Genomic DNA, 14,259 nt, shown 5'->3' with positions numbered 1-14,259 from the left:
TCCTTGTTCCGGGGAGAGCCATGACTCAGGCACGGCTCGCCGGGCGCTATCAGCTCAAGGAAGTACTGGGCCGGGGTGGCATGGGCGTCGTCTGACGCGCGGAGGACGCGCGGATCGGCCGAACCGTGGCTCTGAAGGCGCTGCCGTCCGTGCCAGGAGGCTTCGTCGTGCCCGACCCCTGCACCTCGTGGAAGCTGCGCCGACTGCTGGACGGTGACGGCGGCCGGTAACTCACGGCGCCGGCGCCCCGGCCCTCTCGGCCGCGTGGGTGGTCCGGGCACGTGCGTGACGTGCCCGGATATGTCATGCGGTCGGTCAGACGCGGTCGGCCGCGATCAGGAGGTACTGGAAGGAGCCGTCCTTGTACGAGTTGATGAACGCCGTCTCGATGCCCGTGACCAGCGAGGACGTGGCCCGCAGTTCCCAGTACGGCAGGGTCTCGGGCGTGAGGTCGATGACGGCCTGCGGCACCAGCCGGTTGTCCGCCATGGCGCGCAGGTACTCCCGACGGGAGTGGATGTTGCACTCGAAGTGCGCGTTGATCTGGGAGACCCACTTCGACGGCTGCCCGTAACGCGGGTTCCAGCAGCCGGTGATGGTGACGTAACGCCCGCCGACCGACAGGACACGGGAGTGTTCGGCGAAGAGGTCCTCCAGGTCGACGTACATGCTCGACTCGTTGTTCCACGAGCCGGCCGCCTGTCCGCTGTCGAGCGGGGTGTCGAGCATGTTGCACACACGAGCCCGGACGTGGTCCTCGATGCCGAGTTCCAGGGCGCGACGGTTGGCGAACTCCGCCTGCTTGGCGGACAGGGTGACGCCCTCGACACTGCACCCGAATCGCTGGTGGGCCATGACCATCGAGCCACCGCGTCCGCAGCCGGCGTCCAAGAGGGTGTCGTCCCGCCCGATGGGGCCGAGGTGGTCCAGGAGGACTTCGGCCTGCGCCGACTCCAGGCGGTGGAGTTCGGAGACCAGCCTGCTCTCGTACCCGGCATCGGTGGTGTCGCCGAGGGCCGCGTGGTCGATGTCGCCGATTCCGTAGTGGTGGTGGTAGAGCCCGTCCACGTCACCGAGACGCAGGTTGACGGGCCTGGCCTCGCCGTCCCAGTAGCGGGCGATGTCCTCCTGGTAGGGCGAGGCGGGGCCGGGGATGAACGCGGTGGTGGCGGTGGTGAGTTCCGTGCTGGTCATGGTGGGATCCGTTCCTTACCAAAAGTCGGGCAGGCTGTATCGGTAGGTGTTCGTCTGGTGCCAGTGGTGGTTTCCGTCGACCCACACGGCCACGCCTCGCAGGAAGCGCAGCACACTCGGGACCGGGCAGGCGGCCGCGAGGGCGGCGGCCTCGGACTCGAATGCGTGCATGAGGTCGTTGTGGAGCTCGACGGCTTTCAGATAGGCGTCCCGGTCCGGGACACCCTCACGCTCGGAGATCACCACGGGCAGATTGAGATGGGTGCCCGGGCTGTCGAGCTCCTTGGTGTAGGAGTAGAGGTCGTTCACGATGGTGGTGGCGTTCGAGGCGAGCGCGATGACCCGCTGCATCTCCGGCTGGGCCTGCACGTCCGCGGGCAGTTCGTAACCGCCGATGGTGTCGGTGATCGTCGGGCAGGGACGGAAGTTGTTGAACTGGCGCATCGCCAGGTATTCCCAGACCTCGGGCACGTGCTCCGCCTCGGCCCACGCGGCCTCCGCGAGGTAGCCCAGGTGCAGACGGGCCATGTCGTGCCGGTACCGGTCCGCCTGCGAGGGGGTGGCCTGCTCGGCGAAGTACGCCATGGCGGAGCGGTAGGCGCGCCGGGGCGCGTCCGACTGGAGCGACTCCCTCCACGGCTGTTCGTACTCCGGTGTGGTGAGGACGGGGTCGAGAGCGGTGTGTGCCAGCAGAAGCCTGCTGCCGAGCCCGACCGGTGAGCCGCCGTGGTCCTCGCAGTAGCAGTCGTCGAGGACGTTCTCCGCGACCATGAGCCGTGCGGCGATCATCAGGTGGTCGATGGTGGGAGCGTCGGGGTGGCAGGCCACCATGTACCGTCCGACGGAGAAGCCGTCGAACTGGTCCTCCCACTCCGGGGGGTAGGCCTGGACCTCGTCCACCGCCCATCGCTTGATCCGCCGGCCGACCTCCTCGACCCGCACGGGGTCCGGCGGTGCCACCGGGTGGTGGTAGAGGCCGGGAACCGGTGTGCCCTCCGTCGGCGGCACGGCCTCCCGGGGTCGTGGTGGTTCCTCCCGCCGCGCGAGATACAGGCCCGCCGTACCCAGGCCGCTGGGACCCCGCAGAACCCGTTCCAGGACCCGGGTCGCCGGATCCACCGCGGCCCGGCCCGCCGCCTCGGCCTGGGGGACGAGCACGCCGGTCGCGTCGGCGCTGGTGGTCTCCGTGCCGGGATCGTCCTGGGGCTCGGCGGCGGTGAGACGGATTCGGGCCCCGACGAGGGCCACGGCGTCCGCCAGGCGTGACTGCGCAGTGGTGGGCCCGGGCTCGGGCATCCTTGGCTCCTTGGTGAAATGGTCGAGGTCCTCGCCGGGCCGGGGGCCTCGGGGGTGAACGCCCCTGGGTGCGCGGGAGTTCGGGCCGTGGACGGGCCGCGCTCGTCGCGGAACAGCTCGCGCCTTCCAGTGGCGTGGCAGGCGGCACCTGCCCGTGGAGGGGCGTCGCGACGGGCGACGATCGCCCGTCGCGCCACTGGTATCGGCCAGGGGCCGCTAGTGACGACTGCGGGCGATCTGGACGTTCTCCAGCACGCCCAGCGCGTCGGGCAGCAGGATGGCGGCGGAGCAGTACGCGGTGACCAGGTACGAGAGGATCGCCTGCTCGTTGATGCCCATGAAGCGCACCGACAGGCCCGGCTCGTACTCCTCCGCCAGGTCCGCCTGACGCAGGCCGATGACGCCCTGGTTGTCCTCCCCCGTTCTCAGCGCGAGGATCGAGCTGGTGTTCTCGTCGCTGACGGGGATCTTGTCGCAGGGCAGGATCGGGACTCCGCGCCAGCCCAGGACCTCCTCGCCATGAACCTCGACGGTCTCGGGGTAGAGCCCGTAGGCGCTGAACTCACGGCCGATCGCCGCGATCGTCCTGGGGTGGGCGAGGAAGAACTTCGTACCGCGGCGCCGGCAGAGCAGATTGTCGAGGTCGTCCGGCGTGGGCGGCCCGGAGTGGCTCTGGATCCGTTGCTTGAAGGCGGCGTTGTGGAGCAGTCCGAACTGGCGGTTGTTGATGAGTTCGTGCTCCTGGCGTTCCCGCAACGCCTCGACGGTGAGACGGAGTTGTTCCTCCGTCTGGTTCATCGGCCCGTTGTAGAGGTCGGCGACCCTCGAGTGGACGCGCAGGACCGTCTGGGCGATGGAGAGTTCGTACTCCCGCGGGTGGAGTTCGTAGTCCACGAAGGTATTCGGCACATCGGCCTCGCCGATGTGACCGGCCGACATGGCGATCTCGGCCTCGCCGTGGTGGTTCTGGCGCCGGAGGGCGAGGGCGCCACGACGCTCCAGGTGGGTTCGCAGGCCGGGGGCCGAGGTCAGTACGGCGGTGAAGTCGGCGCGGGACAGCGTCAGTAGGGTGCCCGCCGTACGCGCGGTGGCGGTGCAGTCCCAGGTCGCGTCGGGATCCATGAGGGCGTTCTCGCCGAAGTGCCCGCCGTCGGCGAGGACGGCGTCCGTCGCCTCGTCCCCGTACCGGCCGACGGACGTCTGGCCGATCCGGCCGTGGGCGATCAGGTGCAGGTGCTCGGCGGGAGTGCCACGACGCGCCAGTACCTCGCCGGGCTGGAATTCGTGCTGGACACATCGGTCGGCGAGCGCCGTCAGCACCTCGACGTCCTCGAAGCCCCGCAGCAGGGCGAGTTCACCCAGCTGACGGGGAATCACACGGACGTCGGCACCGTCCTGGACGAACTCGATGTGTCCGTCGCCGGTGTTGTAGCTCAGCCGGCGGTTCACCCGGTAGGTGCCGCCCTTGGTCTCCACCCACGGGAGCATCCGCAGCAGCCACCGCGAGGTGATCTCCTGCATCTGCGGGGCGGACTTGGTGGTGGTGGCGAGGTTACGGGCGGCCGCGGTGCCCAGGCTGGACTGCCGACGTGGCTCCAGCCCAGCTTCCGGGCTGGTCTCAACGGTCATCGAGCGAGGTCTCCTTTGCGACGGCGTCGATCGGCGCGTGCGCGCCGATCACCGGGTGCGGCAACGGATGGGCGAAACAAGTGGAATTCGCCCGGATCCATGGGGACCGTATCGGCCGATGCGCCCGACTTGCCTGTCGAGCCGGTCGAGTTACCTCGATGCAGCGATCTTGTTCGGTGCGTGGTTTAGCCGAGACCGGCTGGATTCGGACAGGGTGATCGAGTTCCGGCCGGTGGCAGGGGCGACCCGCGCGCTCGGCGCTCGGACCGGACACTTTTCCGGTGCCCCTGTCGAGTCGTGTCGGGCGTGGGCGCCGGAATCTGCCGCACCGCAGGTGCACTGCGCTCCGGGGACGCCCCCAACCATTGCGCAAACACTGTCTGGCCAGGGATGATGCCCCTCATTGTTCGTACGGCAAGGGTGGAACAGCTGTGAGCGAGGAAGCCCTCGACGGCGGAGCGGAATCGTCGGGATCGGTCGGCCGAATCCGGTATCGGGCTTCATGGCGGCAGTTCCTGCCACTGGGCCTGCTCTTCGGCGCCCTCGCGCTGATGCAGCTGTCGAACCTCTGGATGTGGGCACATCGTGGGTCCGGACTGCCGAGCGTGCCGCTCGACGCACGCGTCCTGGCCGTCGTGCTCCCGATCGTCTTCGCACTCGAACTGTGGATGCTGGGCCGTTACTTCGGGATCACCCTGACTCCGGAGGCCGCCATCGTCCACAATCTGCGTCGCCGGACCATTCCCTGGACCGACGTGGCCGAGGTCGCGGTCGAGCCGTTCAGCGGTGGGCGGCGGGTGGTGCTCTACGAGACGGATGGACACCGCACCCCGCTGCGCATGCCCAACTCCGCCTTCCTGTCCCGCGACCGCCGCTTCGACGAGAAGGCCGCGACCATCCGGGACTGGTGGCTCGCCCATGGCGGCACGGACACGGACACGGGCACGGGCACGGCCGCGGACGCGACCGCCGAACCCGTCGGCTGGGGGCACACCTACGGACGACTGTCCGAACGGCTGAGCATGCGCCCCACGCCGAGCCGTTCGGCGCCCGTCGCGCTGCTGCTCGTCCTGCTCGCGGCCGACGCGCTGGTGGCCGGATTCGCCGGGAGTCCCGTCGCCGACCACCCGACGCCGCTCGGCCGCGCGCTCGGCGGACTCGTCGCGATCGCGCTGCTGCTGGGCGCGGGCTTCCTGAGTCTCGGCAGGGGCGTGGTCCTGACCTCCGGCCACCTGGCCGTACGAGGGCTGCGGTCCCGTACCGTTCCCTGGGACGACATTGAAGGGATCGTCACCGAGCCCCATGGCGGCGGGCGCAGACTGGTCCTCGTCGAAACGGACGGACGCCGGACGCCGTTGCCCGTGCCGCGTGTCGGACGCGTGCTCTGGGACTCGGAGTTCGAATCCAGGAGCCAGACGCTGCGGCATTGGTGGCACACCCACGCGACGACGCACACGGGCCCGTCCGATCCGGCCACCCTCGAACCCTCGGACCGGCCGACGCTCCTCCCCTACCCCGGGCCGCGGCTCTGGCAGAAGACGGTGGTCACCCTGGTGTGCGTCGTCCTCGGCTACGAGATCCTCGTCTCGGTCCTGGTCGGAACACTGGTCGCCACCATCGGCGCGTGAGCAGCCCGGCCGGCGTCAGACCCCATACGAAAGTCAGGGTGTAGCGACGGCTCCTACGATGGCGGGCGAGGCGGGGCCGTAGCGCAGAGGTCGTCGCGCGCGGTCTCCAAAATCGCGAGGACGCCGGTTCGAATCCGGCCGGCTCCGCCTTCCGGCGCATCCGGCTGCGCCGGGGACCACCGCCTTGACCATCGGGCCAGGTACAAGCCCCGCCGCATGTGGTGCCCGAATGCGCTCAGTTCGGCTTCCGCGTGGTGCAGGCCCTGCGCTCGGCCTCCCGCGCGAGTTTCGGCAACCCGTGCTTGAGCCCGCACCGGAGGCTGTCGTTGCTCCGGCCCTTCGTCCAGGTCGTGAGTGTCCCCCGAACGGTGCCGCCCGCGCACGACACCGAGAACCTCGCCGTCACCAGCCAGACTCCCACCGCTTCGACGAACCGGCCCCGGACGGCGGTGTCCGATGCGTTGAGCATCTCCGAGGTGGTGCGTTCGGCCGGGTCCGCGAGCGTCAGCCGGGTCCCCACCGGTTCCACGGATATCGAGATCTTGTTCTCCAGCGACGCCTGAGCGTCCGCGGGACGCACACCCGCTTCGACGGCTCCGCGGGACATATGGGCCGACATCGGGCGGATCAGTCGCGGCTCGGGCGGCCGCGCCGAGCCGTGTGCCGGAATCCGGATCTCCTCCGCGTCCGAGAGTCCCACCAGGACGTCCCGGCGGTCGACGGACTGCCACACATAGCCGTCCGCGTCGCACCTGGGCGCGGCCGAGCGTGACGGGGACGGCTTGCGGGCAGCGGCAGCGTCGAGCGACGTCTGCTCCCGCGCGGCGCAGCCTGTGAGCAGAACGACGGCACACACCACCGACAGCGCAGATCTCAACGGCGTTCCTTGCCTGGTGGGAGGGCCCGGTCGGGCCTGGTGACCGCCAGTGTGCCAGGGCGGGATCCACCTCCTTCGGGGGCCCGGCACGTTGTGCTGATCGCCTTGCGCTGACCGCCGCGTCGGGGCACGGCGAGGGTCGTACGGTGGTCGCGTGACGAACGTGTTGATCGACGAACTCCGGACCGCGTACGACGCCCAGCTGCGCGGTGTCACCCCGCCCGGCGGCGCCGCCCGTATCGAGAAGGACGGCCCCTTGACCCGCGTCGTCGGCCGGCACCGCGGCTTCGTCTCGGGCCCACGCGATCTCGGTGTGTACGGGACGGACCTCGACCTGCTCATCGCTCGGCAACGCGACTTCTATGCCGCTCGTGGCGAGGCGGTCGAATGGAAGACACGCGCCCACGACCTCCCCGCCGACCTCACCGAACGGCTCACCGGGGCCGGGTTCGTGGCCGAGGACAGCGAGACCGTGCTGATCGGGGAATCCGCGGATCTGGCCGCCGACCCCGTCCTGCCCGACGGCGTGACCCTGCGCCGTGTCACCGCCGAATCCGACCTTCGGCGGATCGCCGTCATGGAGAGCAGGATCTGGGGCGAGGACTGGAACTGGCTCGCCGACGACCTGGCCGCGCGGATCGAGAACGCCCCGGAGAACATCGTCGTCCTCGTCGCGGAGGCGGGCGGCGAAGCCGTCTGCGCGGCCTGGCTGGTGTTCCAGGACGGCGTCGACTTCGCCGGCCTGTGGGGCGGTTCGACCGTCGAGGAGTGGCGTGGACGAGGCATCTACCGGGCCATGGTGGCGCACCGCGCCCGACTCGCCGCCGCCCGGGGCGTCCCGTACGTATATGTCGACGCGTCGGCCGACAGCGCCCCGATCCTCACCCGGCTCGGCCTGCACGCGGTCACCACGACGACACCGTATGTCTGGTCACCCTGAGGTCGGCCGGAGCGGTCAGAGAGGTCTGTCGGTCTGCCGGTCCATCCAGGCGACGGCCTCCGCGTGTTCGGCCTCCGTCGGGGCGGGCTTCACCTGGTCCGGGTGACGGATCAGGCAGTGCTCGCGGGCGGTCCGCAGCCCGACGGCCCGGGCCTCCGGCGAGAGGCCGGGGTGCTCGGCGACCTCCACGGCGCGCTGCCACCAGCTGCGGCTGCGGGGGTCGACGGCGTAGTGCCACAGGGGTTGTTCGGGGTCGGCCACCCCGATCAGTACCCGTCGCAGGACGTGCTCGCTTATGCCCGGGGTGCCGAGCAGCCGGTCGGCCACGAAGAGCGGGTGCTCCCCGTCGAGGCGGGCCCTGACCAGCACCCAGGTCATCAACTGGCCCACGTCATGGGCGCGCGAGGTCACGAACTGCCAGAGTTCGGCGGCCTTGGCCTCGTCGGGGGCGCCCAGATGGGTGAGGAGCCGCAGCTCGTTCTTCCAGACCGGCCGGGGCCCGTTCCACCAGGCGACCAGCTTTCCCGCCGCCGGGTGATCCAGGTCGAGGGCGAGACAGGTCAACGTGACAACCGGGTGGCGCCATTCGGTGTACGTGGTCCGGTACGTCTTGGTGAGGTCCTTCAGCCGACGCGGCAACAGTGCCTCGACGTCGGCCTCCGTGGCCAGGCCGTGGGCGAGGAGGAGTTCGAGGCAGAAGCCGAGTCCTTGCAGACCGGTGTCCGGGGCTGTCACCTGCTCCCGCAGCCAGCTCACGTCGACGTCGGTGAGAGTCCGGTAGCGGTGCCATAGGTCGCCCAACGCCCCCTCGTACGCGGTGAGATCGGGGCCGGTGCCGGACAGGAGCCGGTCCCGGGCGGCCTCGTAGCGGTCCACGGCGGCCAGTGCCTCGTCGGCGTCGACACCGACGAGCACGGAATCACCGCCGCGCAGCGCCTCCTCCCGTACGAGATCGGCCTGGTCGCGGGCCGCGGTCGCCGCGAGGACGCGCAGGGCGTCCGGCAGCCGTTCGTCCGTGGCGAAGCGGACGGCGGCGAGGGCGGCGTAGGACCGGCCGGCCCGGTGGTCGGCGCCCGTCGCTTCGCGCCAGTCGGCCGTGACTGCCCCGATCAGCGCGTCGTGGAGCCGGATCCGGGAGGTCTCCGGGGCCTCGGACGCAGCCAGTTCGGCAGCGACGGCGACCGCGGCCCGTACCGCGTCCGGCTCGTGGAGCGACCGGTGCATCGCCAGCCAGGCGCCGACCGAACCCGGGTCGCCCAAGAGCGCGAGCTTCCGCACGGTCGACAGGGCTCGCTCGGACGGCACTTGTCGCAGGATCGCGGATGCCTGGGGACCGAGGGCGGCCGCGATCTCCCAGGTCTCCTCGTGGCCCTGTCGGAGCAGCGCGTGGAACAGTCCGCGCCAGGCGCCCCACTCCGCGAGGCGTCCTTCGTGCTCCAACCGCCAGGCGCGCAGCAGCCGTTCCGTCTCCTCGGGTGTGAGCGCGTCCCTGCGCTCCAGCGGGACCACGAACCGGGCGGTGGCGGCGAGGTCCAGCGGCTCGCGCAGCCGATCGTGGAGCCACTCGGCCTCGGCCGGCGCCAGGGGACGATACCGGAGGGAGGAGGCGCTGCGGTCCAGCGGTTCGTCGAGTGCTTTGAGGAACTGGCGTACGCCGTCGGGGTCCTGGGGGTCGGGCAGCCCCGCCTCGTCCCGGTGGGTGGCCCGGTCCAGTACGAACGCCGAACGTGGCCCGGCGTCGACGACCCGGAATCCGGTCGGCCCCTCGCCGAGCCCGGCGGCGACGGTGGTGTGGTCGCCGCCCCAGTGCACCAGCAGTTCACCCGTCAGGGCGCCTGAGCGGTCGAAGGCATGGGTGTGGGACTGCCAGTGCCAGTAGGCGAAGGAGGTGGGGCCGGTGAGCCCTCGCGCTTCGAGGAGTTCGGCGGCGTCACCATGGCCGTCGGACTGCGTGTAGCGGGAGCGCCTCGGGGGCGGTAGCACGAGGAAGCCGTCGCCGCCGAGGTCCCGCCACCAGGCCGTGATCGTGGCGAGGTCCGAGGATCGACGCGGCGTGCGGGGCCCGGGCGGGGTGGTGTCGGGGCTGTTCACGTGCTGCTCCCTGGGGGCTCCGGGATCCCTCCCGAACGAATCATCGGCCGGGATTCACCCTGCCACAGGGGTCTGACATTCCTGCTTTCCCTGTGACAAGGGCCTGGCATCCTCCAGGGCGCGATGCCGCCCGCAGCGGCTGGACTGCCGCTGTCAGTGGTCACCCGAGGTTTCGAGCACCGACTCTTCATCTTCGGTCGGCTCCTCCGGGGTTGACTTCGGAGGAGGGAACAGCGCGGCTTCCAAGAGGTCCAGTGCGAACACCATGAGAAGCAGGGCCACCGGAACGAGCAGGGCTATCAAGATGATCATGACGCCTCCCCGTAGAGCAATGATCCGTAGTCGGTGATGCGGACATCGGTTCCCCTTCAGCGTGCAGCCAAATGGAGGATGCCGCATGTCACAGCACGCAATCATGTAGGCCGATCGAGTGACATCCCGTGCGGCGAAAGGGCACGGAACGCAGCCGGCGAACGCCCTCCGGGGTGACAGCCACGGTCCGCGTCGGCTGGGCGACCACTCCCCGTCCTGGTCGTTGAATTGCCCTCTGGTAGCGTTTCTCTCTTCGGCCGGGGCAGCCCGCCGGAGTCTTGACTGGATGCACGATGACTTCTCCAGATGGCGATGTTCTCGCCGCAGCGGTGGCAAGCGTTGCGAAGACCTTCGGCGGTATGACGGCTCACTCGGACGAGAGAGGCTGCGGCCGGTGCTTCGACCCGAGTGAGGTCGAACTGCTGCGGACTCCTGATGTGCCGCTCCCGCCCGACCTTGTTCGTCGGGTCGCGCAGAAAGAACCCGGTCACTGGGACGATCAGCCCGCAATCATGCGCAGGATCCTGCCGCAGTTGGTCGTGGGGCTCGCCGAGGGCGTGGGCGAGTCCGACCTCATGGTCCGTGGACTGGCCGCGGCGAGCTGGTCGAGATGGCCAGGAGAGCAGGCCGGCGCGGTGACCGGCTTCCTGGAGGCATGGTGGACGCAGACCTTGCGAACGGAGTCGCCGACCAGCTCCGCATGCGTGGTGTTCGAGAGCTGCGTGACCGCGAGTTCCTCGGTCACCTCGTGGCTCGCCCTGTGGGACACGGAGATGAGCCCGGTCGCCCGCCGTCACCTGGCGGACAGCATCGGTCTCTGGCGCGAGGAGTTGACCTCCGACTACTCGCCCTTCACGTGGTGGTGGGGCACCGAGGCGGAGGAGCGAGCGGCCTGGCGCGAGGTGAAGACCTGGCTGGCCGGTCGGGCCGAGGCACCTGTCATGCCGGGCGACTGGGGACCTGACTCACGGCCGTAGCATCGGCGCGGCCGCACCCCGGGCTCCACTCGGACCGTCCCTCACCTGGAGCATGCCTCGGGCTACATTCGTCCGATGAGCACCGAGGAGCCAGCGAGTTGCGCGTTCTGTATGGGAACCACCGATGTCAGCCCGTCCGGTGATGGCGTCACATTGGAGATCAGTCGGGCCGGTGAACCAAGCAGGCAGTTCGTTTGGGCCCACCTCAATTGCCTGGACGAACGCCTTCACAAGCACATCACGCGAGGCCCGTGGCTCGACGACTAGAGGAGTCCCGTGCCGGGACGGCCGCCGTCGGCGAACATGAGTGTTCTGCCGACGGCGGTCTTGGCGCGAGATGGCCGATGATGCGGTCCGCCGCCGACTTGGATACCCCATACAGCGGGGCGAGTTGTCGCATCGTCAGGTTGGTACGCCAGTACGCTGCGACCAGCAGGACCCGGTCCTCCAGCGGCTGAAGAGGCGAAGTCGGCTGATGCCCTGCCGCCACTCCCGGCAATCGAGAGTCTCGCCCAAGGAATCGGCGAGTTCTGACTTTCTCCGCGACAACTCGGTCGAAGGCCTCGACCGCGCGCGGCGGAGGATCGATCCGGCGACAGTCTGTGCTCGGGGCGGCCGGGCAGTCATGGGATGCTTCGCGGGCAGCACGGAGGGCGCCGTACGATCGTATGACGGCGGCCCGATGGACTCGATCACGAAGACGGCCGGGCACGCTGACACCCCAGCACCGTCGCCAATCGGGAGCGTCTTGGCCGTCAACCGGTCTCAGTCCCAGGTCGAAGTTCCAACGGCCCTGACCCTGTCGCAGAACGGCGATGCCTGGCGGGCCTGGACCGCCGGCCTGCCGACCCTGGCCGAGGAGTTCCTGGACCGCTGGAGTCTGCGACTGGACGGGCCGCCCGCGCACGGGGCTGTCGCACTCGTGCTGCCGGTGCTCCAGGCAGACGGCTCGCCCGCGGTACTCAAGCTCCAGCCCGTTGACGAGGAAACCCGAGACGAGCCGTTCGCCCTGCGCGTCTGGGGCGGCCGCCATGCGGTCGCACTGCTGAACACCGCCCCCGACTCCGGGGCCATGCTCCTGGAACGACTCGATGCCACCCGGTCCCTCGCGACGGTGCCCGATGCCACTGCGGCCCTCCAGCACCTTGCCGAGCTGCTGAAGCAACTGGCCGTCGTTCCTGCCCCCGACGGCTTCCGACCCTTGGCCGACATCGCCCGAGCCATGCTCGACCGGGTCCCCACGTACTCCCGCTCGCTCGCGGACCCAAGTGAGCGACGGCTGCTGGCTACGTGCGGGGCTGCGCTGAGGGAACTTCTTGACGAGCCCGGCGACCGGCTTCTGCACTGGGATCTGCACTACGACAACGTTCTCGCCCCGCTTCCTTCCTCGCAGGTCTCGGGACGGGGTCCCTGGCTCGCCATCGACCCCAAACCCCTTGCCGGCGACCCCTGCTTCGAGCTGCTGCCCGCATTGCGAAACCGGTGGGACGACGTCGTCTGCACCGCAGACGTACCCGGGGCCATCCGCCATCGCTTCCATCTCATGACAGAAGTGGTCGGTCTGGACCGCGAGCGGGCCACCGGATGGACACTCGGCCGCGTCCTGCAAGGCTGTCTCTGGGACATCGAGGACGGCGCGGTCACACTCCAGCCGGAGCTGAAAGCCATCGCCCAAGCGCTACTGGCCTCCTGACGCTTCCGGTCAGGGTGCCTGTCGGCTCAACCTGGGCGGAGACGCAATCAGCCTTCCTCCGGTACGAACCAACCACGATCCAGTCATCGAAGTCGGCCGCCGAAGCGATCCGGCGCCCGCCGTCACCGGGCCGGACCGCAGCCTCCAGCTCGGCCGGTCCGACATATCGACTACTCCGCCCACTCACGTCGGTCAGCCTGAAGCGCTTCCCACACACGCCCCAGAGGCGCGACCCTGCGTGCGAACAGAAGCAGGGGTCACGCGGAGCAGCGGCCCCGTTGATCCTGGTCCGCACGCCTCCTCCGAGCCGGCCACCGCCATGACCGCTTCGTTCAGAGCTCGTCCTGCATGAACGAGTCGGGCGCGAAGTAGGCGACCGCCGCGTTCAGTCGGTCCTTGTCCAAGCGCCACCCGGTCACCACACGGGAAGAGATCGCCACATCTGGCGGTACCGGGGTCAGCATTCCCAGGACAGCACGGGCCTTCGGGCCGTCACCGGGCAGGGCCGGGGCGCCTTCCCTTCGGGCGAGCCCGACGTAGAGCAGGGAGGCGACCCCCGCGGGCCGGCGCCACAGCACGAAGCCAGTGATGTCGTTCCACGGCACATGGGCGGTGGTGGTCTTGTACCGGGCGGGGCTCCCGCCGAGGAGCACGCCTGTCTCGTCCACCCGGAACGCGACTTTGCGGCTCATCGCCACGAACGCCATGAACAGCCCTCCCACGCCGAACAGCGGCAGGCCAAGAATCCGCAGGTACAACGGCATGCCTGGAAGCAGCAGGGCCGCGGTGAAGAGGGCGGACACCACCACGATTCTCCTGGTCTTGGGGTCCCAGCCGTAGCGCGCCTCATACACGGGCGAGGTGTTGCGAGTCATGGCTAGATCATGACAACACCCAACGTGCCCGGGACATGCGCGCCTGGCGGGCCGCGGTCCGAGCGGGGCTGCTTCCGAGCGTGATTGTCAGTGGTGCCCCGTAGTTTGCGGTCATGGGTATGTATTTGGTCAGTGTCTGTGCGGAGGACTGGTTCGGTGACGAGGAAGAGGGGTGGGGGGAGGTCTCCGTGGCGTTGAACGACGCTTTGCGGCAACTGGGGCTGCCGCTCTACGAGTCGGTGCCGGCGGAGAAGGAGTTCCTTCGCGGTTCGGGGCAGGCCTTCGAGGAGAAACTCGTCCCGCCGATGGACGGGTTCGTGGCGCTGTGCCGGGCGCACCTGTCGCGCGAGGAAGAGGAGACACTTTGTGGCTGGGGGGTGTTGGTGCCGTTCTCTCTCGACGAGGCGATCCAGCTGCCCGTCGACACTGCGTACACGAACTCGCCGACCCTGGTCGCGGGTGCTCCCCAGGTGCTGGCGATCGCCGAGAAGCTGGCGACGGCCATAGAACTGCCGGCCGAGACACCCCACACGTGCGACAACCTGGATCTGACCATGTGGTTCCTGGACGGAGCGGCGAAGCGGCTCGCCGCTTCGCGACCGGGTCCGTGGAGCCGAGACCTGGACGCGGCCTTCTATGTCGCACTGTTTCTGCGTGCAGCCCAGCACTCGGTGCGACGGGGGTGTCCGATGGTCTTCTCCTGACATCCACCGGCGTCACCCATGCTTCGGGGACCTGCCTTCACCA

Annotated in this window: 12 protein-coding genes, 1 tRNA gene and 1 pseudogene; 6 read left to right on the top strand and 8 right to left on the bottom strand. The window is 69.6% G+C overall.

The genetic code is table 11. The features are described from left to right. Nucleotides 1-315 precede the first annotated feature (315 nt). The 3 genes from WJM95_RS32525 to WJM95_RS32515 all read right to left on the bottom strand — a co-directional run bounded on the left by WJM95_RS32525 (nt 316) and on the right by WJM95_RS32515 (nt 4,119). Entirely contained in the window at nt 316-1,194 is an 879-nt protein-coding gene (locus WJM95_RS32525; protein ID WP_339134270.1) for a geranyl diphosphate 2-C-methyltransferase, read from the bottom strand. 15 nt (nt 1,195-1,209) lie between these two features. Beyond that, nucleotides 1,210-2,490, bottom strand: a complete 1,281-nt coding sequence (locus tag WJM95_RS32520) for a family 2 encapsulin nanocompartment cargo protein terpene cyclase (RefSeq protein WP_339134268.1) — start codon at nt 2,488-2,490, stop codon at nt 1,210-1,212. 216 nt (nt 2,491-2,706) lie between these two features. Then, a complete protein-coding gene (locus WJM95_RS32515; protein WP_339134266.1) occupies nt 2,707-4,119 on the bottom strand; it encodes a family 2B encapsulin nanocompartment shell protein in 1,413 nt (470 codons plus the stop codon). Between the two features lie 431 nt (nt 4,120-4,550). On the opposite strand from WJM95_RS32515, the gene WJM95_RS32510 reads away from it, so the two are divergent. Further along, on the top strand, nt 4,551-5,747 hold the full coding sequence (locus WJM95_RS32510; RefSeq protein WP_339134264.1) for a hypothetical protein: 1,197 nt from the start codon (nt 4,551-4,553) through the stop codon (nt 5,745-5,747). Between the two features lie 72 nt (nt 5,748-5,819). Beyond that, a tRNA-Trp gene (locus WJM95_RS32505) sits at nt 5,820-5,894 on the top strand. An 88-nt stretch (nt 5,895-5,982) separates the two neighbouring features. On the opposite strand, the gene WJM95_RS32500 is transcribed toward WJM95_RS32505, so the two are convergent. Then, a complete protein-coding gene (locus WJM95_RS32500) occupies nt 5,983-6,624 on the bottom strand; it encodes a hypothetical protein (RefSeq protein WP_339134262.1) in 642 nt (213 codons plus the stop codon). A gap of 154 nt (nt 6,625-6,778) precedes the next feature. Here WJM95_RS32500 and WJM95_RS32495 point away from each other — a divergent pair, with 154 nt between their 5' ends. Then, nucleotides 6,779-7,564 carry a GNAT family N-acetyltransferase gene (locus WJM95_RS32495; protein ID WP_339134260.1) on the top strand — a complete coding sequence of 262 codons (786 nt, stop codon included), beginning with the start codon at nt 6,779-6,781 and terminating at the stop codon, nt 7,562-7,564. 15 nt (nt 7,565-7,579) lie between these two features. On the opposite strand, the gene WJM95_RS32490 is transcribed toward WJM95_RS32495, so the two are convergent. Together WJM95_RS32490 and WJM95_RS32485 are read right to left on the bottom strand one after the other, a co-directional pair. Next, a complete protein-coding gene (locus tag WJM95_RS32490) occupies nt 7,580-9,655 on the bottom strand; it encodes a hypothetical protein (protein WP_339134258.1) in 2,076 nt (691 codons plus the stop codon). Nucleotides 9,656-9,808: 153 nt separating this feature from the next. Continuing rightward, nucleotides 9,809-9,967 (bottom strand): hypothetical protein, encoded by a 159-nt coding sequence (locus WJM95_RS32485; protein ID WP_339134256.1) that lies wholly within the window; start codon nt 9,965-9,967, stop codon nt 9,809-9,811. Nucleotides 9,968-10,479: 512 nt separating this feature from the next. Between WJM95_RS32485 and WJM95_RS32480 the strand changes: the two genes are divergently transcribed. Next, nucleotides 10,480-10,944 carry a hypothetical protein gene (locus WJM95_RS32480; RefSeq protein WP_339134254.1) on the top strand — a complete coding sequence of 155 codons (465 nt, stop codon included), beginning with the start codon at nt 10,480-10,482 and terminating at the stop codon, nt 10,942-10,944. 334 nt (nt 10,945-11,278) lie between these two features. Here the strand turns inward: WJM95_RS32480 and WJM95_RS32475 are convergent. Then, nucleotides 11,279-11,398 (bottom strand): annotated as a pseudogene (locus WJM95_RS32475) (transposase family protein); the annotation flags it as partial. A 294-nt stretch (nt 11,399-11,692) separates the two neighbouring features. Here WJM95_RS32475 and WJM95_RS32470 point away from each other — a divergent pair. Next, nucleotides 11,693-12,637, top strand: a complete 945-nt coding sequence (locus WJM95_RS32470) for an aminoglycoside phosphotransferase family protein (RefSeq protein ID WP_339134252.1) — start codon at nt 11,693-11,695, stop codon at nt 12,635-12,637. Nucleotides 12,638-12,969: 332 nt separating this feature from the next. On the opposite strand, the gene WJM95_RS32465 is transcribed toward WJM95_RS32470, so the two are convergent. Beyond that, complete coding sequence (locus WJM95_RS32465; protein WP_339134250.1) at nt 12,970-13,512, bottom strand: hypothetical protein; 543 nt, start codon at nt 13,510-13,512, stop codon at nt 12,970-12,972. Between the two features lie 113 nt (nt 13,513-13,625). Here WJM95_RS32465 and WJM95_RS32460 point away from each other — a divergent pair, with 113 nt between their 5' ends. After that, on the top strand, nt 13,626-14,216 hold the full coding sequence (locus WJM95_RS32460; protein WP_339134248.1) for a hypothetical protein: 591 nt from the start codon (nt 13,626-13,628) through the stop codon (nt 14,214-14,216). The last annotated feature ends 43 nt before the right edge of the window (nt 14,217-14,259 follow it).

It is taken from the genome of Streptomyces sp. f51 (assembly GCF_037940415.1).
Lineage (GTDB): Bacteria > Actinomycetota > Actinomycetes > Streptomycetales > Streptomycetaceae > Streptomyces.
Note: the sequence above shows the minus strand (reverse complement) of the source record. Positions and strands in the feature narration are given on the sequence as shown.